The 19,127-nt window shown below is 64.2% G+C and carries 19 protein-coding genes (1 of these 19 running past the window's edge); 15 read left to right on the forward strand and 4 right to left on the reverse strand.

What is annotated here, in order from left to right:
* Positions 1-316, reverse strand: partial view of a helix-turn-helix domain-containing protein gene (locus AB1N67_RS12165; protein WP_043210571.1) — the 5' portion only. 590 nt of this gene lie to the left of the window's left edge; 316 of the gene's 906 nt are visible here — the first part of the coding sequence; its start codon is at positions 314-316; the stop codon falls past the left edge of the window.
* Between the two features lie 151 nt (positions 317-467).
* Here AB1N67_RS12165 and AB1N67_RS12170 point away from each other — a divergent pair, with 151 nt between their 5' ends.
* The 4 genes from AB1N67_RS12170 to AB1N67_RS12185 all read left to right on the forward strand — a co-directional run bounded on the left by AB1N67_RS12170 (position 468) and on the right by AB1N67_RS12185 (position 6,228).
* Positions 468-1,826 (forward strand): glutamine synthetase family protein, encoded by a 1,359-nt coding sequence (locus tag AB1N67_RS12170; protein ID WP_043210572.1) that lies wholly within the window; start codon positions 468-470, stop codon positions 1,824-1,826.
* Positions 1,827-1,986: 160 nt separating this feature from the next.
* The gene (locus AB1N67_RS12175) at positions 1,987-3,075 is read left to right on the forward strand and encodes a polyamine ABC transporter substrate-binding protein (RefSeq protein ID WP_367863003.1); all 1,089 of its coding nucleotides are present in this window, start codon (positions 1,987-1,989) and stop codon (positions 3,073-3,075) included.
* Between the two features lie 14 nt (positions 3,076-3,089).
* Positions 3,090-4,382, forward strand: a complete 1,293-nt coding sequence (locus AB1N67_RS12180) for an NAD(P)/FAD-dependent oxidoreductase (protein ID WP_367863004.1) — start codon at positions 3,090-3,092, stop codon at positions 4,380-4,382.
* Positions 4,383-4,566: 184 nt separating this feature from the next.
* Complete coding sequence (locus AB1N67_RS12185; RefSeq protein ID WP_367863005.1) at positions 4,567-6,228, forward strand: alkaline phosphatase D family protein; 1,662 nt, start codon at positions 4,567-4,569, stop codon at positions 6,226-6,228.
* A gap of 128 nt (positions 6,229-6,356) precedes the next feature.
* Here AB1N67_RS12185 and AB1N67_RS12190 read toward each other — a convergent pair whose 3' ends face one another.
* The gene (locus AB1N67_RS12190; RefSeq protein ID WP_043210579.1) at positions 6,357-7,733 is read right to left on the reverse strand and encodes an L-serine ammonia-lyase; all 1,377 of its coding nucleotides are present in this window, start codon (positions 7,731-7,733) and stop codon (positions 6,357-6,359) included.
* Positions 7,734-7,879: 146 nt separating this feature from the next.
* Between AB1N67_RS12190 and AB1N67_RS12195 the strand changes: the two genes are divergently transcribed.
* From AB1N67_RS12195 to AB1N67_RS12225, 7 genes are all read left to right on the forward strand, one after another.
* Positions 7,880-8,818 carry a LysR substrate-binding domain-containing protein gene (locus AB1N67_RS12195; protein WP_043210581.1) on the forward strand — a complete coding sequence of 313 codons (939 nt, stop codon included), beginning with the start codon at positions 7,880-7,882 and terminating at the stop codon, positions 8,816-8,818.
* 109 nt (positions 8,819-8,927) lie between these two features.
* Entirely contained in the window at positions 8,928-9,845 is a 918-nt protein-coding gene (locus tag AB1N67_RS12200) for a DUF72 domain-containing protein (RefSeq protein WP_043210583.1), read from the forward strand.
* Positions 9,842-10,615, forward strand: coding sequence for an endonuclease/exonuclease/phosphatase family protein (locus AB1N67_RS12205; protein WP_043210585.1), 774 nt, complete (start codon positions 9,842-9,844; stop codon positions 10,613-10,615). Before AB1N67_RS12200 ends, AB1N67_RS12205 begins: the two co-directional genes overlap by 4 nt.
* Positions 10,612-11,814: a cardiolipin synthase ClsB gene (gene clsB / locus AB1N67_RS12210; protein WP_043210587.1), complete on the forward strand. Its 1,203-nt coding sequence runs from the start codon at positions 10,612-10,614 to the stop codon at positions 11,812-11,814. The genes AB1N67_RS12205 and clsB overlap by 4 nt, the downstream gene beginning before the upstream one ends.
* Positions 11,814-12,773: a lysylphosphatidylglycerol synthase domain-containing protein gene (locus tag AB1N67_RS12215; protein WP_090342902.1), complete on the forward strand. Its 960-nt coding sequence runs from the start codon at positions 11,814-11,816 to the stop codon at positions 12,771-12,773. The genes clsB and AB1N67_RS12215 overlap by 1 nt, the downstream gene beginning before the upstream one ends.
* Positions 12,774-12,801: 28 nt before the next feature.
* Entirely contained in the window at positions 12,802-13,230 is a 429-nt protein-coding gene (locus tag AB1N67_RS12220; protein WP_043210590.1) for a hypothetical protein, read from the forward strand.
* Between the two features lie 90 nt (positions 13,231-13,320).
* On the forward strand, positions 13,321-13,698 hold the full coding sequence (locus tag AB1N67_RS12225; protein WP_043210592.1) for a Rho termination factor N-terminal domain-containing protein: 378 nt from the start codon (positions 13,321-13,323) through the stop codon (positions 13,696-13,698).
* A 32-nt stretch (positions 13,699-13,730) separates the two neighbouring features.
* On the opposite strand, the gene AB1N67_RS12230 is transcribed toward AB1N67_RS12225, so the two are convergent.
* Together AB1N67_RS12230 and AB1N67_RS12235 are read right to left on the reverse strand one after the other, a co-directional pair.
* Positions 13,731-13,961, reverse strand: a complete 231-nt coding sequence (locus AB1N67_RS12230; RefSeq protein ID WP_043210595.1) for a metallothionein — start codon at positions 13,959-13,961, stop codon at positions 13,731-13,733.
* Between the two features lie 2 nt (positions 13,962-13,963).
* Positions 13,964-14,431, reverse strand: a complete 468-nt coding sequence (locus tag AB1N67_RS12235) for a hypothetical protein (protein ID WP_043210599.1) — start codon at positions 14,429-14,431, stop codon at positions 13,964-13,966.
* 158 nt (positions 14,432-14,589) lie between these two features.
* Here AB1N67_RS12235 and ligD point away from each other — a divergent pair, with 158 nt between their 5' ends.
* From ligD to AB1N67_RS12255, 4 genes are read left to right on the forward strand one after another with little or no spacing between them, the layout of a single operon-like run.
* Entirely contained in the window at positions 14,590-17,085 is a 2,496-nt protein-coding gene (gene ligD, locus AB1N67_RS12240) for a DNA ligase D (RefSeq protein WP_367863006.1), read from the forward strand.
* On the forward strand, positions 17,085-17,333 hold the full coding sequence (locus AB1N67_RS12245; RefSeq protein WP_043214486.1) for a hypothetical protein: 249 nt from the start codon (positions 17,085-17,087) through the stop codon (positions 17,331-17,333). Before ligD ends, AB1N67_RS12245 begins: the two co-directional genes overlap by 1 nt.
* Positions 17,330-18,373: an acyl-CoA dehydrogenase gene (locus AB1N67_RS12250; protein ID WP_043214489.1), complete on the forward strand. Its 1,044-nt coding sequence runs from the start codon at positions 17,330-17,332 to the stop codon at positions 18,371-18,373. Before AB1N67_RS12245 ends, AB1N67_RS12250 begins: the two co-directional genes overlap by 4 nt.
* Complete coding sequence (locus AB1N67_RS12255; protein ID WP_043214491.1) at positions 18,370-19,125, forward strand: PIG-L deacetylase family protein; 756 nt, start codon at positions 18,370-18,372, stop codon at positions 19,123-19,125. The genes AB1N67_RS12250 and AB1N67_RS12255 overlap by 4 nt, the downstream gene beginning before the upstream one ends.
* Positions 19,126-19,127: the final 2 nt, after the last annotated feature.

Genomic DNA, 19,127 nt, shown 5'->3' on the forward strand with positions numbered 1-19,127 from the left:
CGGCCACCTCTTGGTAGTTCTCGGGGGTGATCCAGATGTTGCGGCTGTCCTCGTTGAGCAGGTACAGGCTGTTCTCGCTGCGGTCGAAGCAGAACGCCAGCGACCCGCTCGGAGCGCGGAAGAACTGCTCCACTCGAGTATTGAGGCGTTCTTCGTAGACCTCCACGCCATCGAGCCCCAGGCAGCGCAACTGGCCGTTGAAATGCCCTGGGGACATTTGCCGGTATTGCTGCTGCCAGCCAGGGGTCGCGCGCACCTGTTCGGTCACATCGTTGGTGTGGAAAGCCTGGACCTGCAAGGCATTGGGCGTTGTCACGCGCGTGTCCCTTATGCACTCTTTTGGTGCATTTGTTGCCGAAGAAAATGGATAGATGACCCCTGGGGGCTGCGACCAAGATAGTCCTCAGCGCGTCGCCTGGGAAGATTCCAACGCGGACTCGCCCATAAAACCCAACCAAGAGGTCTGTATGAACGCCCCCTTCGATCAGCTGTCCACCTGGCTGAAAGAACACCGGATCACCGAAGTCGAATGTGTGATCAGCGACCTGACCGGCATCGCCCGCGGCAAGATCGCGCCGACTGCCAAGTTCCTCCACGAGCGCGGTATGCGCCTGCCGGAGAGCGTGCTGCTGCAGACGGTCACTGGCGACTACGTCGATGACGACATCTACTACGACCTGCTCGATGCGGCCGACATCGACATGGTTTGCCGCCCCGACCCTTCGGCGGTGTACCAGATTCCGTGGGCCATCGAGCCGACTGCTATCGTCATTCACGACACCTTCGACAAGCACGGCAACCCGATCGAGCTGTCGCCGCGCAACGTGCTCAAAAAGGTCCTGAAGCTGTACGCCGACAAGGGCTGGCAGCCGATCGTGGCACCTGAAATGGAGTTCTACCTGACTCAGCGCTGCGAAGACCCGGACCTGCCGCTGCAAGTCCCACTGGGGCGTTCGGGGCGTGCCGAAAGCGGCCGCCAGTCGTTCTCCATCGACGCGGCCAACGAATTCGATCCGCTGTTCGAAGACGTCTACGACTGGTGCGAAATCCAGGGCCTGGACCTGGACACGTTGATCCACGAAGACGGCCCGGCGCAGATGGAAATCAACTTCCGTCACGGCGACGCACTGGATCTGGCCGACCAGATCACCGTGTTCAAGCGCACCATGCGTGAGGCCGCGCTCAAGCACAACGTCACTGCCACGTTCATGGCCAAGCCGATCACCGACGAGCCGGGTAGCGCCATGCACCTGCACCAGAGCGTGGTCGACATCGCCACCGGCAAGCCGATCTTCGCCAATGAAGACGGCAGCATGAGCGAGCTGTTCCTGCACCACATCGGCGGCCTGCAGAAGTACATTCCCAAGGTGCTGCCGATGTTCGCGCCGAACGTCAACTCGTTCCGCCGCTTCCTGCCGGACACCTCGGCACCGGTGAACGTCGAGTGGGGCGAGGAAAACCGCACCGCAGGCCTGCGCGTACCGACCTCCAGCCCCGAGGCCATGCGTGTGGAAAACCGCCTGCCGGGTGCCGACGCCAACCCGTACCTGGCGATCGCCGCGAGCTTGCTGTGCGGCTACCTGGGCATGGTCGAGAAGATCGAGCCGAGCGCGCCGGTGCAAGGCCGCGCCTACGAGCGGCGCAACCTACGCCTGCCGATCACCATCGAAGATGCCCTGCAGCACATGGAAGACTGTCAGACCCTGCACGAATACCTGGGACGTCAGTTCGTCCAGGGCTATGTGGCGGTCAAGCGCGCCGAGCACGAGAACTTCAAGCGTGTGATCAGCTCCTGGGAGCGTGAGTTCCTGCTGCTGAGCGTCTGATTCCTGTCACGTCCGTGGGCACGGGGTCACCTGCGAAGGCACCGGTGTGTGTGCCATCGCATTCACGGGTGCCCCCGCGCCCACGGGACTACGTGCTGCCCTTGGGCAGTGAAACCTTTGTTACACCGCATTCAAAGAACAAGACCAACGAGGTGTCGACATGCGTCATTTGCAAACCCTGATTCCCGCTGCATTCGCCCTGGTGTTCGGCGCCGCCGTCCAGGCCCAGCCGAGCGTCAGCGTATACAACTGGACCGACTACATCGGTGACACCACCCTGGCCGACTTCCAGGCCAGCAGTGGCATCAAAGTGGTCTATGACGTGTTCGATTCCAACGAAACCCTCGAAGGCAAGCTGCTGGCCGGACGCACCGGCTACGATGTGGTCGTGCCTTCCAACCATTTCCTGGCGCGCCAGGCCCAGGCCGACGCCTTCATGCCGCTGGAGCGCGACAAACTGCCGAACTGGAAACACCTGGATCCCGTGCTGCTCAAGCAACTGGAGCAGAACGATCCGGGCAACCGTTACGCGGTGCCCTACCTGTGGGGCACCAACGGCATCGGCTACAACGTCGAGAAGGTCAAGGCAGTGCTGGGCATCGACAAGGTCGATTCCTGGGCGGTGCTGTTCGAGCCGGAGAACCTCAAGAAGCTCAAGCAGTGCGGCGTAGCCTTCATGGACTCGCCTGACGAACTCTTTCCAGCCGTGCTCAACTACCTGGGCATGGACCCGCGTAGCGAAAGCACCGCCGACTACGCCAAGGCCGAAGCGCGCCTGATGCAGCTGCGCCCTTATGTCACCTACTTCCACTCCTCCAAGTACGTCTCGGACCTGGCCAACGGCGATGTCTGCGTGGCCTTCGGCTACTCGGGCGACGTGTTCCAGGCCGCCAGCCGCGCGGTGGAAGCCAACAATGGCGTGAAGATCGCCTACAGCATTCCCAAAGAAGGCAGCAACTTGTGGTTCGACCTGCTGGCCATCCCCAAGGACAGCAGCAACCCCGAGCAGGCCCTGGCCTTCATCAACTACCTGCTCGACCCGCAAGTGATCGCCAAGGTCAGCGCCACCGTCGGCTACGCCAACGCCAACCCGGACGCCAAGGCCTACATGGACGCCTCCCTGGTCCACAACCCCGAGATCTATCCGTCCCAGGACGTGCTGGACAAGCTGTATGTCTCCAGCACCCCGAGCCCCAAGATCATGCGCGTCATGACCCGCTCCTGGAGCAAGATCAAGTCCAACCGCTGAGCCGAGCACGAGCCATGCCTACTACCCAACACACCGCGTCCTACTACGCTGCCACCGCACGCAGCTCGACGCCCTACCCCACGCTCGAAGGCGAGCTGAGCGCAGATGTCTGCGTGGTCGGCGGCGGCCTGACGGGGGTCAACACTGCGCTGGAGCTCGCCGAGCATGGCCTTTCGGTGATCCTGCTCGAAGCCCGGCGCATCGGCTGGGGCGCCAGCGGGCGCAACGGCGGGCAATTGATCCGCGGCATTGGCCATGACGTCAGCGGCTTCGCCCGCTTCGTCGGTCAGGATGGCGTGCGCTACCTCAAGCAGGCCGGCATCGATTCGGTGGAGCTGGTGGCCGATCGCATTGCCCGCTACGGCATCGAGTGCGACCTACGCTGGGGCTTCTGCGAACTGGCCAACACCGCCGCGCAGTTCGCCGCCTTCAAGGACGAGCAGGACGATCTGGCCGCGCTGGGCTACCGCCACGAAACCCGCCTGGTCGGCCCCGAGCGAATCCGCGAGGTGGTCGCCAGCGACCAGTACGCCGGCGGCCTGGTGGACATGGGCTCGGGTCACCTGCATCCGCTTGACCTGGTCCAAGGCGAAGCCCGCGCGGCCGAGCAACTGGGCGTGCGCATTTTCGAGCAGAGCCCAGTGCAGCGCATCGAGCACGGCCCCACCGTGACCCTGCACTGCGCGCGCGGCAAGGTACGCGCCAACAGCCTGGTGCTCGGCTGTAATGCGCACCTAGACGAGCTGGAACCGCGCCTGAGCGGCAAGGTGCTGCCGGCCGGCAGTTACGTGGTCGCCACCGAACCCCTGCCCGAGCACGTCGCCAAGGCGCTGATCCCGCAGAACATGGCGCTGTGCGACCAGAAGGTCGGCCTGGACTACTACCGTCTTACCGCCGACCGCCGCCTGCTGTTCGGCGGCGCCTGCCACTACTCCGGCCGCGATCCCAAGGACATCGCGGCCTACATGCGGCCCAAGGTGCTCAAGGTATTCCCGCAACTGGGCGAGGTGCGCATCGATTACCAGTGGGGCGGCATGATCGGCATCACCGCCAACCGCTTTCCCCAGGTCGGCAGGTTGAACCAGCATCCAAACGTTTACTACGCCCAGGGATATTCCGGCCATGGCCTGAATGTCACCCACTGGACCGCCAAACTGCTGGCCGAATCCATCGCCGTGGGCCACAGCCAGGGTCTTGATGTGTTCAGCGCCGTGCCCCACCTGACCTTCCCCGGCGGCAAGGCCCTGCGCTCGCCGCTGCTGGCCCTGGGGATGCTGTGGTACCGGTTGCGGGAAGTGCTGGGTTGACCGCCCTCTAGAGCCCCGCAGATCAGGTGCAGGCCTGGGCGACTTGCACCCGATTTGTGGGCTTGCCCATGACGTGGGGGGTTGGCATTGAACATTGGCATGACACCGGCCAGTTCCGGAACGAGCGAAACGGCAAAACTCGGCTTTACTGGCCGGTAACACCGTGAGAACCCAGGATGGATCCATGCCCCTGCTTGACCCCACCTCCAACGAAAGCAAATACCCCAAACTTTCCAGCGCCGCCCTGATCGGCGCCACCACACCCAGCAGTACCCGCCTGTGGGTACGCCTGTACCGGCCAGGCACTTGGTACCTGGCGGTCACCACCGAGCCGATGCGCGGCGACATGGTCCGCCTGGGCGAGTTGCCCGTCCCTCGGTATTTCAAAGACCAAGGCGTCACGCCTGTTTATCTGCAGGCCAAGACGCTGAACTTCGACACCGATGTCACCGGCGTCTTCGACGTCACTGGTCTGAAGCCCGGCACTACCTATTACTACGCGCTGATCAGCGACGAAACCGACGCCGGCAAGATCGGTCGGCGCACCGAGATCGGCGGCGATCGGCCGCGCTTCTTCGTTACCCCTCCGAAGGCGTCCGACACCCTCACCTTCGGGTTCTATAGCTGCCACGACCCGATCAGTGCCGACGGCAGTGCCGGTGCCTGGCCGCTGATGCATCAGCAACTGGCCGACCAGCGCGCCAGCTTCGTCATCGGCGGTGGCGACCAGGTGTACGTGGACACCAACAAGAAGAACGGCTTCCTGGATATCTGGGAATGGCTCAAGGACAACAAGGACGAACTGCTGCAGGCGTACAGCAAGGGCACAGGCAAGGGTTACGACAAGGCGGGCATCGAGCGCTACCTATGCAACCTTTACCGCTGGTTCTACCGGGTCTACTGGAACGTGCCGGCCCAGCGGGAGATCTATGAACGCCTGCCCCAGTACATGATCTGGGACGATCACGAAATCATGGACGGCTGGGGCTCGCTGACCAAAGTCGAACGGCGCAAACGCATCTCGCTGCTGTTCGAGCGCAGCAACAACACCACGACCAACCAAATGCTGGTGGATCTCATGTGGCGCGCCGCTTGCCGGGTGTACTACGAGTACGAGCACAGCCACAACCCACCCACGCCGATCGACTTGGACAATCCCGACGCCTGCCAGTGGGACTATGCCTTCGAGCAAGGCAAGTCGGCGTTCTATGTGCTGGACATGCGCGGCCATCACGACATCGAGGCCAAAGACCCCTGCAAGTTGCTTGGCAGCGAGCAGATGGCGCGCTTTGCCACCTGGCTCAAGAGCGCACCGGTGCAAAAAGCCGACGCAGTGTTCGTGGTGTCACCGGTGCCGGTCATGCACTGGCGCAACGCCGTGACCAACTACGCCGACATCGGATCGTTCAAGGACGATTGCATGGACGAATGGGACCATGAAAGCAACCAGGGCGAACGCAAACGCTTGCTGGATGCGGTGTTCGAGGCATTGGGCAACAGCGCAAAGCCGGTGGTGTTCCTTAGCGGCGATGTACATTGCGCGGCAGTGTTCCGCTTGCTGCACAAGCGCTATCCGGCTGCCAAGGTGTTCCAGGTCACCTCCAGTGCCATCTCTCGCATGCCGGCCCCTGGCGTGCTGAAGCTCGCGATCAGCGCAGGCGGTAGCATGCCCGGCGTCAAGGACATCGTCTGCGAGCGCTGGTACGCCATGGCCGGCTCGAAGAACTTCGCCATGCTTCAGGTGCGGCCCTCGTTGGACGGTAGCCAGACCGAGGTGTTGGTGGAGCTGCACTGGCCGGGCGGGGACGACGGGGAGCTGACCAAGCGCCGGGTATTGCTCAAGTAGTCCCGTATCTGGGAGAGCGAACAGTCGCGGGTAAAGCTGGGCTCACCGGGATTGCGCCGCTTTCTAGACTTGCGCAATCCCTGTGGCGGCGGGTTTACCCGCGAACAAAGCTGGATGCAGGGTTTGCCTCAGCACTCGACAAACGCCACGGCCAGCCCGCCGCGGGAGGTTTCCTTGTAGTTGGCATGCATGTCAGCGCCGGTGTCACGCAGTGTGCGGATCACCCGGTCCAGGGAGATGAAGTGCTCGCCGTCGCCACGCAGGGCCATCTGTACCGCGTTGATCGCCTTGACTGCGGCAATGGCGTTGCGCTCGATGCACGGTACCTGGACCAGGCCACCGACCGGGTCGCAGGTCAGCCCCAGGTTGTGCTCCAGTGCGATTTCGGCGGCGTTCTCCAGTTGCGCGGGCGTAGCGCCCAGCACTTCGGCCAGGCCCGCTGCCGCCATGGAGCAGGCTGAGCCGACCTCGCCCTGGCAGCCGACTTCCGCGCCGGAAATCGACGCGTTCTTCTTGCACAGGATGCCCACCGCCGCGGCCGCCAGCAGGAACGCGACCACATCGTCATCGCAGGCGCCTGGGTTGAATTTCATGTAGTAGTGCAGAACCGCCGGAATGATCCCCGCCGCGCCGTTGGTGGGCGCGGTGACCATGCGCCCGCCTGCGGCGTTTTCTTCATTGACCGCCAGGGCATACAGGTTGACCCACTCCATGGCGCTCAAGGTCGAGCCGATGACATTGGGCTTGCCCAGCTCCTGCAGGCTGCGGTGCAGTTTGGCTGCCCGGCGCTTGACCTGCAGCCCGCCTGGCAGGATGCCTTCGTTGCGCAGGCCGTTGTTCACGCATTCGCCCATCGCTGCCCAGATCTTCAGCAGCCCCTCCCGGACTTCGGCCTCAGGCCGCCAGGCACACTCGTTGGCCATCATCAGCTGGCCAACGCTGAGTTGGTGGGCCTTGCACAGGGCCAGCAGCTCAGCCGCGCTGTTGAATTCATAGGGCAATTTGACCAGGTCGGTATCGCCTTGGGGCGCATCGATTTCGGCCTGTTCGACGATGAAGCCACCGCCGACGGAGTAATAGGTCTGGGAGAACAGGCTGCCCTGTTCGGTGAACGCCTCCAGACTCATGGCATTAGGGTGGTAAGGCAGGCTCTCGTCGAGCAGCAGCAGGTCCCGGGCATACTCGAACGCTACGGGATGGCTGCCATCGAGTATCAGACACTGCTCCTGCAACACCTGTGCGATGCGCGGCTCGATGCTCTGCGGATCGATGCGATCTGGCCATTGGCCCATCAATCCGAGCAAGCAGGCGCGGTCGGTGGCATGGCCGACGCCCGTCGCCGACAGCGAGCCATACAGCCGCACCTCGACCCGCGTCACCTGCGTCAGCACACCCCGTTCGCGAAGCGCCTGGGCGAAAGTCGCCGCCGCGCGCATCGGGCCCACGGTGTGGGAACTGGACGGGCCAATGCCGATTTTGAAGAGGTCGAAAACACTGATAGCCATGCTAATACCTGGGCGTGACGGGCCGTTTAGCCGTCGACCGCCCCTCCGAGAAAATTGAACGAGACTGCGATATTGCGTGATACTGACTCGTCCGTCGGGTAATGACCAACGAAAGTTCCTAAGCAAGGCTTTAGCAAGGCTAAACGATGAAGCGACAACTCAATGGCCAGATGTTCGTCTGGCTGCATGTGTTCTCCTGCGCGGCACGGCATCTGTCGTTCACCCGCTGCGCGCAGGAGTTGCACATCACCCCCGGTGCGGTGAGCCAGCAGATGCGCCAACTGGAAGAGCGCCTGGGCTATCGGTTGTTCCTGCGTCGGGCTCGGGGCGTGGAGCTGAGCGCTGAAGGCCAGCGCCTGGCGCAGACCGTGGCCGAGGCCTATGGCAACATCGAGGCCGAACTGCTGCGTCTGGACGCCGGCGAAATCCGCGGCACCCTGCGCCTGCGTTCGATCCCCTCGTTCCTCGCCAAATGGCTCACCCCTCGCCTGCCCCGCTTCCAGCAGCGCTACCCGGACATCGAATTGCGCCTGGTGGCCGAGGACAGCAACCAAGCCCTGAACCCAGAGGATTTCGACCTGGCCATCGACCTCAACGATGGCAGCTACCCCGGCATGCTCTCGACACCCCTGCTCGACGAGCAGATCTTTCCGGTCTGCTCCCCCGCCCTGCTGCGTGGCCGCCCGCCGCTGCATGGCCCGGCAGACCTTGTGCACTACCCGTTACTGCACGACATCACCGCCTGGCGTGGCAGCTCGGAATATGCCGAATGGGAGTTCTACCTCGAAGGCATCGGCGCCGGCAGCCTGGATGTGCGACGTGGACACACCTTCAATCGCAACCACTTGACCATCGAGGCCGCCATCGCCGGCGTCGGTGTGGCCATTGCCCGGCGCACCCTGCTCAACGACGAGCTGGAGCGGGGCGCACTGATCGTGCCCTTCGGCGTGCCGATCGCCAACCACAAGCGCTACATGCTCCATTACCCGCCTGGCGGGCTGAGCCAGCCAGGCGCACGCGCCGTGCATGACTGGCTGGTCGAAGAAGCCGAAGGATTCCGCGCCCTGCACCCTTTGCTGAGCTAGCGTGCGCCACTCGTCAAACATCCTGAACCCTCGCCAGGGCTTGCCGGTCGCACATCAAGAGTGATGCGGCACACGTCGCGCAAAACCACCCTGAGCGAAGGAAGGCACCGTGAGCGATATCCGTATCGGTATTTCCGGCTGGCGCTATGGCCCATGGCGCAAGGACTTCTACCCCAAAGGCCTACGTCAGGACGACGAACTGGCGTTCGCCTCGCGTGCGGTCAACAGCATCGAGATCAATGGCTCGTTCTATGCCCTGCAAACGCCCGAGCGCTATTGCAACTGGCGCGACGAGACACCTGATGACTTCGTCTTTTCGGTCAAGGCGCCGCGCTACATCACCCATGTACGCAGGCTCAAGGAGATCGAAGAGCCGCTGGCCAACTTCTTCGCATCAGGCCCATTGTTGCTGGGCGACAAGCTCGGCCCGGTGCTTTGGCAGTTCCCTGCGAGTATGAAGTACGACGAAGCACGTTTTGCCGAATTTTTCCAACAGTTGCCCCACGATCGCGCCGCAGCCCGTGCCTGTGCCAAACACTGCGCCGAACGCCTGCGCGACAACGGCGGCACCGATATCGACGGCAATGCACCGCTGCGCCACGCGGTGGAGATCCGTCACCCGAGTTTTCTCTGCGAAGGTTTCGTCGAATTGCTGCGCGCCCACAACGTGGCGCTGGTGGTGGCCGACAGCGCCGGCAAGTGGCCCTATGCCGAGGATGTCACCGCCGATTTCGTCTACATGCGCCTGCACGGGGACGTGGAGCTCTACAGCAGCGGCTATACCGCCCGAGCCTTGCGGCGCTGGAAGACACGCATCCTGGCTTGGAGCCAGGGTGGCCAGCCCGATGACGCCGAGTTGATCGTCCAGCGCGCGCCGCACAAGCGAGCCTCGCGGGACATCTACTGCTATTTCGACAATGACCAGAAAGTCCATGCCCCCTACGACGCCCGGCGGCTGCTGGAAAAGCTCGGCCTTGCCGGCGAGCTGGTGACCGAGCCCGGGGTGGAACCGGAGGTCGAACTGTGAACAAGACCATGCCTGCTCCCCGCTGCATCATCGACAAGGTCACTGCCGTGCGCCAGCTGAACGTGCTGACGATCAACGTGCACAAAGGCTTTACCCTGTTCAACCGGCGCTTCATCCTGCCCGAACTGCGCGAGGCGGTGCGCGCCACCGGTGCCGACCTGGTGTTTCTCCAGGAAGTCCACGGCAGTCATCAGCACCACGCCGAGCGACACCCCGCCTGGCCGGTGACACCGCAATATGAATTCCTCGCCGACAGCATGTGGCCGCAGTTCGCCTATGGTCGCAACGCGGTTTACCCCCATGGCGACCACGGCAACGCGTTGTTGTCCAAATTCCCCATTACCCGCTACCACAACCTCGACGTCTCCATTGCCGGCAACGAACAACGCGGCCTGCTGCATTGCCAGCTGGAAGTGCCCGGACACGAAGAGGTGCATGCGGTGTGCGTGCACCTGGGGCTGCGCGAGGCCCATCGGCAGAACCAGGTACGCCTGCTGCTGGAGCTGCTCGACAGCCTGCCGCCTGACGCCCCGGTGATCGTTGCCGGGGATTTCAACGACTGGCGGCGCAAGGCCGATGCGCTGCTCTCGCAGCGCCTGGTGGAGGCGTTCGGTACACCCGCCCGCAGCTTCCCGGCGCGCCTGCCATTGCTGCGCCTGGACCGCATCTACTTGCGCAACGCCACCTCGAGCAAAGCCCAGGTGTTGTCCAAATACCCGTGGTCGCATCTCTCCGACCACGCCCCACTCGCCGCGCAGATCAGCCTATGAAGCGGCCTTGGGTGGATGGCAACCAGGTCGAGCTGCTGATCAACGGCGAGGCCTACTACGAACGGGTGTTCCAGGCCATGACCCAGGCCCGGGAAGAGATCCTGCTGGAGACCTTCATCATCTATGACGACAAGGTCGGCCAACGGCTTCAGCAAGTGCTGATCGATGCCGCCCGGCGCGGTGTTCGCGTGGAAATCGCCGCCGATGGCTACGGCACGGCCGACCTGCCGGACGCCTTCATCTCGGCGATGACCGAAGCCGGTGTCCGCTTTCATGCCTTTGACCCACAGCCGCGCCTGGCGGGCATGCGCACCAACCTGTTCCGCCGCCTGCACCGCAAGATCGTCGTGATCGACGGTGAGCGGGCGTTCATCGGCGGCATCAACTACAGCGCCGATCACCTGGGCGACTTCGGCCCCATGGCCAAGCAGGATTACGCCGTGGAGGTCACAGGCCCGGTGGTCGCCCAGGTGCATGCGTCGAGTCGTCGTTTGTTGTCCCCGGTGCTGGAACCACCGAGCCAGGTACGGCCTGTCACCGACCCTTGCGGTCCGGCCAGCGCCGTGCTGGTGGAGCGCGACAATGGCCGCCACCGCAACGACATCGAGGCCTACTACCTCGAAGGCTTTCGTCTGGCGCGTCAGCGTATCGTGGTGGCCAATGCCTATTTCTTCCCCGGTTACCGCTTGATGCGCGAGCTGCGCAATGCCGCCCGGCGTGGCGTCGAGGTCAGGCTGATCCTGCAGGGTCAGCCTGACATGCGTTGGGTCCGGGCCTTGTCGCGCCTGCTGTACAACTACCTGCTGCGCGACGGCGTGAAGATCCACGAGTACTGCCAGCGCCCGCTGCATGGCAAGGTCGCGCTGGTCGACGACCAGTGGGCCACGGTGGGTTCGAGCAACCTCGATCCGCTGAGCCTGTCGTTCAACTTGGAAGCGAACCTGCTGATCCGCGACCGCACCTTCAACCAGCGGCTTTACCAGCACCTTGACGAACTGGCCCATCAGCACTGCAAGGCGGTGACGTTGGAGCGCATGGTGCGAGGCTATTGGTGGCGGGCACCGCTGATCTTCCTGTGCTTCCACGTGATCCGGCGTTTCCCGAAGATTGCCGGCTGGTTCCCTGCCCACCGCCAGAAACTGCAATCGGTGACACCGGGCGCGCAGGCTTCAGGCACCTATCACGAGGGCAACACCTGATGGAACGCAAAGCCTGGCACACCTGGGGCAAGCGCCTGCTGACCCTGTTGTTCGTCGTCCTGATACCCGTGCTGCTCTACAGCCTTGCGCGCAACCTGGACTGGAACGAAGTGCGTCAGTCGCTGTTGGCCTACAAACCCGGCACTTTGGCCGTAGGCCTGGTGCTAGCGTTCACCAGCTACCTGGCGTTCGCCAGCTATGACCTGCTGGGCCGCGCCTACACCGGGCACCACCTGCCAGCGCGCCAGGTGTTGCCGGTGGCGTTCGTGTGCTACGCCTTCAACCTCAATTTCACTACCTGGGTCGGCGGCGTGGCGCTGCGCTATCGGCTGTACAGCCGGCTGGGCCTGGACACACCGACCATTACCCGAATCCTCACCTTGGGCCTGTTGACCAACTGGGTCGGCTACATGCTGCTGGCCGGCAGCGTGTTCGCCCTGCGCCTAGTCAAGCTCCCGGAAAACTGGGCGGTAGGCGCCACCGGGCTACAACTGATCGGCATCGCCTTGCTGGCTCTAGCGCTGGGCTACTTGCTGGCCTGCGGCTTCGCCAAACGCCGCACTTGGAGCCTGCGTGGCCACGAGCTGACCCTGCCCTCCCTGCGCCTGGCGCTGTGCCAGGTGGCCTTGGGCATGAGCAACTGGGCGTTGATGGCGGCACTGATTTACTGGCTGCTACCCCATGACCTGTTCTACCCATCGATCCTTGGCATTCTGCTGATCAGTTGCGTGGCTGGGGTGGTCGCGCACATTCCCGCCGGGCTCGGTGTGCTGGAGGCGGTGTTCCTCGCGCTGCTGCATGGCCAGCTCGGCCAAGGCAGCCTGGTGGCCGCACTGCTGGGCTATCGCACCCTTTACTACCTGATTCCCTTGTTGGTGGCGTTGGTCATCTACCTGGTGCTGGAAAAACGCGCCAAGACCCTGCGCCAACGTGGCAAGGCCGCCTTGCGCAAGACCTGACGAAGGCCCCCGGGCCGGGAGGTGTCCGATGCGTTTTCCCTTTGTGCTGTTGATGCTCGCCAGCCTGGCGAGCACCCAGGCGCTGGCCGAGGCCTGCGACGTGCTCACCCGCTCCTCCAGCGACGCGGTAAAGCCTGTGGAGCGGCACACCTGCTACAGCTACAGCAACATGCCCGCCGAAGCTATCGCCTGGTCGTGCAGCAACGAGAGCAAGGACATGCTCAGTACCCAGAAGCGCTCCGTCGCCCGCTGCGCCGATGGCAGCGTCGGTAGTTGCATCGCGCCGCTGACTCAAGAGTCGTTGGCCAACCCCAACGCTGCCGGGCGCGACCAACCTTCGACACGCCCGGCCCTGCCCAAGGACGCCCGAGTGATCACCTACTACTACGACACACCGAGCCTGGGCCAGGCACGCGCCGACTGCGAACGCAATGACGGGATCTGGCAAACCCATTGACCGTCGGTCGAAACCGAGGAACGACGGGGCTTGGCGAGCGTTCAGCCGTAGTAGTCGACAGCGATTTCCATCACCAGGGAGATAACCGCCATGCCACGTGGAGACAAAGACAAATACACCGACAAACAGAAACGCAAGGCCGAGCACATCGAGGAAAGCTACGAAGCCAAGGGCGTGTCCAAGGACGAAGCCGAGTCCCGCGCCTGGGCCACGGTCAACAAACAGTCGGGCGGTGGGGAGCGCAAGGGCGGCTCCGGCCAGAAGAAAAGCCCTCAGGCCAAGCAAAAGTCCCGTGAATCGTCGGCCAAACGCGCTGCGGCAACGCGCCGTGGCGTGCCTCGGCCTGGGCAGCAGTTGGAAGACATGACCAAGACCGAACTGATGGACCGAGCGCGCAAGCAGCACATCCCGGGGCGCTCGACCATGCGCAAGGCTGAGCTGATCGACGCGTTGCGGCGGGCGGCCTGAGCAAGGGGGCCGCCTGGCGGCCCCCACGACGGTCAAGGCGAGATCGGATCGCTGGCCGGGAAGGTTTCGTCCAGCGCGTTATCCACGTTGGTTTCCTTGGGCTGGACCATCTCGGCACAGTTGCAATCGGCCATGCGGCATGGCTCGCCATTGCGGTGACCGGTGGCGCAGGCTTCGCAGCAGTAGGCTTTGTCATCCTGCAGGATCGCATTGGCATCCACGGTGCAGGAACAATGATTACAGGCACAACGTTGCTCGGTCATGGTCAGCTCCTTTCATCGTCTTCATCGGTCGGCGAAACCTCGTCGGTCCACGGCTCGCCATCCAGGGGTGCGGAGCGGGCCAGTTCGGCCTCGTCCAGGCCAATGCCGCCACCGATCTCGTGCTCTTGCACTCTGCGCAGGGTCTTGTCTGCCGGCCCGCCGGCACCGGGTTCGTGCGGGTCACGGGCGCCGGTCTGGTCGTAGAGCGTGTCCGGGCTCAGGTCGTCGAGGGTGACGTTGTCTTCATGGAGGCTGTCGCTCAGGGCTTCGCCGCCGGTCATGCCGCTTTCGGCCACGCGTTCTGGTGGGTATTCCTGGGCGACTTCTTGGGCCGGGCGCTCGTCCCCCGCGCGGCCTTCGCGCTCGTCTTGGCGGTCGCTGAAATCCAGCTCACGCACACTGCCCATCCGGTCCTCGGTATCGTCGATTTCAACCGGGGTCCTGGTTTTCGGATCGTCTGGCTGGGGCATCTGGGTTCTCCGTCAGGTGGGTTCATGCGGTCGACTGCCGGGGCTGGACAATGATTCAGACTTTCTGCCCGGCGGCGCAGCCGCGGTAAAAAATCTGAACTCTCAAGCGTAACGCTCCCTCCCACATCTAGAGACCCGCGAACCTCCCGGAGCCCGCCATGGCCAAGCCCCTGCAGGAGTACCAGCGCAAGCGCGACTTCAACGCCACGCCCGAGCCGGCCGGCACCCGACGCCGAGGCAGGCCGGCGCATGCCTTGCAGTACTGCATCCAGAAACACGACGCCAGCCATCTGCACTATGACTTTCGCCTGGAGCTGGACGGCACCCTCAAGAGCTGGGCCATTCCCAAGGGCCCCTCGCTGGACCCAAAGGTTCGGCGCCTGGCCATCCATGTGGAGGACCACCCGCTCGACTACGCCGATTTCGAAGGTCATATCCCCGAAGGGCACTACGGGGCCGGCGATGTGATCGTCTGGGACCGGGGTGTCTGGGAGCCGGAGGGTGATCCTCGCAGTGCCTATGCCAAGGGCAAGCTGCGTTTCCGCCTGCAAGGCGAGAAGCTCGCCGGGGTCTGGAACCTGTTCCGCACCCACCTGGCCGGCAAGAAGGAGCAGTGGATGCTGGTCAAGTCCGACGACGACCAAGCCCGCAGCGAAAGCGACTACAGCATCGTCGAAGCCCAGCCCGACAGCGTCCTCAGCGAGCGCACATTGCTGCCGCGTCGGGCCAAGGCCCAGGCAACGCCAGCCAAGCGCGCGGCCAGCCCCCGAACACGGGTAGCCAACGCCAAGAAAGCCGAGTTGCCCGACCATCTGCAACCGCAACTGGCGACGCTGGTGGATGCTCCGCCGGTCGGCGACTGGCGCTACGAGGTCAAGTTCGACGGCTACCGCATCCTTGCCCGTATCGAGGGGTCGGACGTGCGCCTGTTCACCCGCAATGGCCACGATTGGAGCGCGAAGATGCCGCACCAGGTGCAGGCCCTGCGCGATCTAAAGCTCAAGTCCGCCTGGCTCGATGGCGAGGTGGTGGTCGCCGGGGAAAACGGCCTGGCCGACTTCCAGGCCCTTCAGAACGCCTTCGATACCGAGCATGACGAGCGCATCACCTATTACGTGTTCGACCTGCCCTTTCTCGGCGGCCAGGACCTGCGCCAAGTGCCGTTGCAGGATCGACGCGAGACCTTGCGGCAATTGCTGGAGGGCCGTGAGTCGGAGCAGGTGAAATATTCGGCCGACTTCGACCAGCCCGTCGACTCGCTGCTCGACAGCGCCTGTCGCCTGGAGCTCGAAGGCCTGATCGGCAAGCGCGCCGACAGCCCCTATAGCGGCCGGCGCAGCAGCGACTGGATCAAGCTCAAGTGCAAGCAACGCCAGGAGTTCGTGGTTGTCGGCTATACCGAGCCCAAGGGCAGTCGCAACGGCTTTGGCGCGCTGCTGCTTGCCCTGCACGACAACGACAGCGGCCAGCTGCGTTACGCCGGCAAGGTCGGCACCGGCTTTAGCACCACCACACTGGACAGCATCCACGCCCGACTCAAGCCGCTGGAGGTGGACAAGCCCGCCCTGGCCAAGCCGCCGACCGGTGCCGATGCCCGCGGAGTGCACTGGCTCAAACCCCAGCTGCTGGCCGAGGTCGCCTATGCCCAGATGACCCGTGACGGCGTGGTGCGCCACTCGGTGTTCCATGGCCTGCGCGATGACAAACCCGCCACCGCCATCGACCTGGAGCGCGCCATGCCCAAGACCCGCGTCGCCAAGCCCTCACCCGAGACCACGCTCGGTGACCTGCGCCTGACCCATCCGGACCGGGTGATCGATGCCAGCCGCGGCGTGACCAAGCGCCAGGTCGCCGAATACTACGCCCAGGTCGCGCCGTGGATCCTGCCGCAGCTCAAGGATCGCCCCGTAGCCCTTGTGCGTGCCCCAGAGGGCCTGGGCGGCGAGCTGTTCTTCCAGAAAAACGCCGGGCAACTGCACATTCCAGACGTGGTCAGCTACAGCAAGGCCCAGGCTGGTCAAGCGGCAATGATTCTCAACAGTGCCGAAAGCCTTCTGGGGGCGGTGCAGATGAACATGCTCGAACTGCACACCTGGAACGGCACCGACAAGGACTTCGACAAACCCGATCGCTTCGTCCTCGACCTGGACCCGGACCCGGCGCTGCCTTGGAAGGCCATGCTGGAAGCCACGCAACTGACCCTCACCCTGCTCGACGAACTGGGGCTGAAAGTGTTTCTTAAGACCAGCGGTGGCAAAGGCATGCACCTGGTGGTGCCGCTGACGCGCCGCGCAGGCTGGGATGAGGTGAAAGACTTCAGCCACGCCATCGTCCAATACCTGGCCCGGCTCTTCCCCGAGCGCCTGAGCGCAGTGTCCGGCCCCAAGAACCGGGTCGGGCGCATCTTCATCGACTACCTGCGCAACGGCAAAGGCGCGACCACGGTCAGCGCTTATTCCCTGCGCGCCCGCGAGGGCCTGCCGGTGTCTGTACCGATCTGGCGCGAGGAGTTACCCCAGCTCAAGGGCGCCAACCAATGGCACATCGGCAACCTGGCCGAGCGTCTGGCGGAAGTCGACGACCCTTGGGCGGATCTTGCCAAGACACGCCAGTCGATCACCGCTCGCATGCGCAAGCAGATGGGGCTGAACTGATGGCGGTACTGCTCGACCTTCTGCAATGGCCCGCCATGCTGCTGACCGTGCTGGCCGCCTGGTGCATCGGTTCCCGTCAGCCACGTCGACGCCGGGCGGGCTTCTGCTGCTTCATCAGCAGCAACGTGCTGTGGGTGATCTGGGGTTGGCAAGTACAGGCCTGGGCCTTGATCGTGCTGCAGTTCTGCCTGTGCGCCATGAACCTGCGCGGCTGGAAGAAGAACACCACGGGGGAGCCCAGTACATGAGCATCGTCCAGGATTTCGACCTGACCAACCTCGACCGCCTGCTGCGCACGTTCACCGAACGCCCCCAGGCGTTGAACCTCGATACCCAGTTGCCTGTGCTGATGCAGGCCTTGCAGGCCGATCATCTCGACCTGCTGCCACTGCCCGGTCAAGGACACACGCTACAGCGCTGGCAGACACTCGCCCGCATTGCCGGCTGCGACCTGGCCCTGGCCAAGCTCTACGAAGGGCACACCGATGCCCTGGCGATCCTCGCCGAATGTGGTGCGCCGCACCTGGTCGGCGACGGCGTCTGGGGCGTGTGGGCCGCAGAGCCGCCGGATGCCCGGGCCCGCATCCTCGCCCGTCATGACGATCAGGTACGACTGGGTGGATGTAAAGCCTGGTGTTCCGGTGCGTTGCAGATCGACCGGGCACTGATCACGGCCTGGGGTGATGACGGCCAACCGCAGCTGGTAGCGATCGAACTGGCCCATCCCAACCAGCGTATCCAGGTGGAACAATGGCAAGCCGTGGGCATGGCCACCACGACCAGCGTGGAGATCAGGTTCGACGATGCACCGGGGATTGCCGTGGGCCGCCCCGGGCAATACCTCCAGCGTCCTGGGTTCTGGCACGGCGGCGCGGGGATCGCCGCCTGCTGGTACGGCGCAGCCGAGGCCTTGGCGGATTACCTGCGCGAGCATTGCCGCAAGCCGACACCGGACGCCCACGCCCAGGCACACCTGGGTGCGGTGGATGCCGCGCTATACGGTGCTCGCGCTGCGCTGCGCGAATGCGCCGGATGGATCGACCGGCAGCCGACCGCCGACGCCAGCTTCGAGGTGCGCCGCACCCGCGCCCAGGTCGAGCACGCGGTCGAGCAGGTCATCCACCATGTAGGCCGAGCATTGGGTGCCACACCCTTTTGCCGCAGCAGCCACTTCGCCCGGTTGAGCGCCGACCTGCCGGTGTACCTGCGCCAGAGCCATGCCGAACGAGACCTGGCAGCGCTCGGGCAACAACTGGCCCAAGTGCCGGCCGGAGCATGGCAGCTATGACCGACGACCCGATCAGTAACAGCAGCGGCACACCCTGGCGTCAGTGGCAACAGGCCGCGCATCTGGCCCGGGCCACGTGGATCGCGCCCGATCAACTGTGCCCACCCGGGCGACGCCTGGTACTGGTGGCCCCTCACCCGGACGACGAAATCCTAATGGCCGGTGGCCTGCTCGCAGGTTTCGCCGGGCGCGAGCACGACTTGCTGTTGATCTCCGTCACCGACGGCGAGGCCAGTCACCCCGGCTCCAGCCAGTGGACCGAGCACCGCCTGCGCCGGCATCGGCCGCTGGAAAGCCGTCAGGCTCTGCAGCTGCTGGGCCTTGATCTTGCACAGCTGGACTGGCAGCGCCTGCACCTGAAGGACGGTGCAGTGCCCCGCGACGAAGCCTTTCTGGTCAATCACCTTAGCCAGCTGCTCAAGGCCGACGACCTGCTGTTGACGACTTGGCGCGGTGACGGGCATGCCGATCACGAAGCAGTCGGTCGCGCTGCCGCCCAGGCCTGCCAAGCCCGCAAGGTACAACTGGCCGAGGTGCCTATCTGGGCGTGGCATTGGGCCCGCGCAGACGATCCTAGCCTGCCTTGGCCGCGTGCTCACCGCATCGCACTGGATGAAACCCGCCTGGCCCGCAAGCGCCAAGCGCTGTCCGCGCACCTGAGCCAACTGCAGCCTGACGGCGAACGAGCGCCAGTATTGAAGCCCACCTTGCTGGAGTGCCTGTTGCAGCCTTTTGAACTGGTTCTGCTTTGAAT

The sequence above is a fragment of the Pseudomonas guariconensis genome (assembly GCF_040822035.1).
Taxonomy (GTDB): Bacteria; Pseudomonadota; Gammaproteobacteria; order Pseudomonadales; family Pseudomonadaceae; genus Aquipseudomonas; species Aquipseudomonas guariconensis.

What these genes read in the sequence shown, in the direction of transcription:
- clsB (WP_043210587.1), top strand. Translation starts at nt 10,612, where the DNA reads ATGAAGCGGCCTTGGGTGGATGGCAACCAGGTCGAGCTGCTGATCAAC.
- ligD (WP_367863006.1), top strand. Translation starts at nt 14,590, where the DNA reads ATGGCCAAGCCCCTGCAGGAGTACCAGCGCAAGCGCGACTTCAACGCC.
- AB1N67_RS12195 (WP_043210581.1), top strand. Translation starts at nt 7,880, where the DNA reads ATGAAGCGACAACTCAATGGCCAGATGTTCGTCTGGCTGCATGTGTTC.
- AB1N67_RS12175 (WP_367863003.1), top strand. Translation starts at nt 1,987, where the DNA reads ATGCGTCATTTGCAAACCCTGATTCCCGCTGCATTCGCCCTGGTGTTC.
- AB1N67_RS12225 (WP_043210592.1), top strand. Translation starts at nt 13,321, where the DNA reads ATGCCACGTGGAGACAAAGACAAATACACCGACAAACAGAAACGCAAG.
- AB1N67_RS12180 (WP_367863004.1), top strand. Translation starts at nt 3,090, where the DNA reads ATGCCTACTACCCAACACACCGCGTCCTACTACGCTGCCACCGCACGC.
- AB1N67_RS12250 (WP_043214489.1), top strand. Translation starts at nt 17,330, where the DNA reads ATGAGCATCGTCCAGGATTTCGACCTGACCAACCTCGACCGCCTGCTG.
- AB1N67_RS12215 (WP_090342902.1), top strand. Translation starts at nt 11,814, where the DNA reads ATGGAACGCAAAGCCTGGCACACCTGGGGCAAGCGCCTGCTGACCCTG.
- AB1N67_RS12235 (WP_043210599.1), bottom strand. Translation starts at nt 14,431, where the DNA reads ATGCCCCAGCCAGACGATCCGAAAACCAGGACCCCGGTTGAAATCGAC.
- AB1N67_RS12170 (WP_043210572.1), top strand. Translation starts at nt 468, where the DNA reads ATGAACGCCCCCTTCGATCAGCTGTCCACCTGGCTGAAAGAACACCGG.
- AB1N67_RS12220 (WP_043210590.1), top strand. Translation starts at nt 12,802, where the DNA reads ATGCGTTTTCCCTTTGTGCTGTTGATGCTCGCCAGCCTGGCGAGCACC.
- AB1N67_RS12190 (WP_043210579.1), bottom strand. Translation starts at nt 7,733, where the DNA reads ATGGCTATCAGTGTTTTCGACCTCTTCAAAATCGGCATTGGCCCGTCC.
- AB1N67_RS12230 (WP_043210595.1), bottom strand. Translation starts at nt 13,961, where the DNA reads ATGACCGAGCAACGTTGTGCCTGTAATCATTGTTCCTGCACCGTGGAT.
- AB1N67_RS12255 (WP_043214491.1), top strand. Translation starts at nt 18,370, where the DNA reads ATGACCGACGACCCGATCAGTAACAGCAGCGGCACACCCTGGCGTCAG.
- AB1N67_RS12245 (WP_043214486.1), top strand. Translation starts at nt 17,085, where the DNA reads ATGGCGGTACTGCTCGACCTTCTGCAATGGCCCGCCATGCTGCTGACC.
- AB1N67_RS12185 (WP_367863005.1), top strand. Translation starts at nt 4,567, where the DNA reads ATGCCCCTGCTTGACCCCACCTCCAACGAAAGCAAATACCCCAAACTT.